Here is a 512-nt window from a genome sequence, read left to right on the forward strand (position 1 = left end):
TGATCCACCGCTTCATGAGTTCGTTCCTACAGAGGAAGAATTGAGGGGGATTTTAAATTCCTATGCAAATGATTACTGCCAGGATATGATAGCTGGAGGTGGGTTAGTTCCTAGTGAATATTGGGAAACTGCCATTGTAAATGAACTTGCAGAAGATGGAGTATCTGTCCTAAATACTTGGCTGCTTGAAGAAGTTTGGCCTTGTAAAGTAACTGGCCTTGACTTAGATCGTATGGCTTCAGAAAACACAATAGAAAATATCGAATTTTCTGTCGGTACTTGCGATAAGTATTAACTCTCTTAGTCATTTTCTTACTAGAGTTTTAGGTGGAGGGGTGGGATTCCTAGATAAGGAGTTTCACCCCTTTCTTGTTGATACTTACCGCTACTATGAAATTATGAACTTTTAAAAATTAGATAAAATGGATATGACACTAAGAACCTTAGTATTCACTGCTCCTTCTGGTAGACTTTTTGAAATCAGAGAGCAGAATGGTGAAGATGAAGAAATT

1 protein-coding gene is annotated in these 512 nt (G+C 37.9%); it reads left to right on the forward strand.

Translation table 11 applies throughout. The features are described from left to right. The coding region (locus IE212_RS34655) for a phage tail protein (RefSeq protein ID WP_229864749.1) at window positions 1-295 on the forward strand (295 nt) is incomplete at its 5' end. Window positions 296-512 lie beyond the last annotated feature (217 nt).

This window comes from Streptomyces djakartensis (genome assembly GCF_014651075.1).
GTDB lineage: Bacteria > Actinomycetota > Actinomycetes > Streptomycetales > Streptomycetaceae > Streptomyces > Streptomyces djakartensis.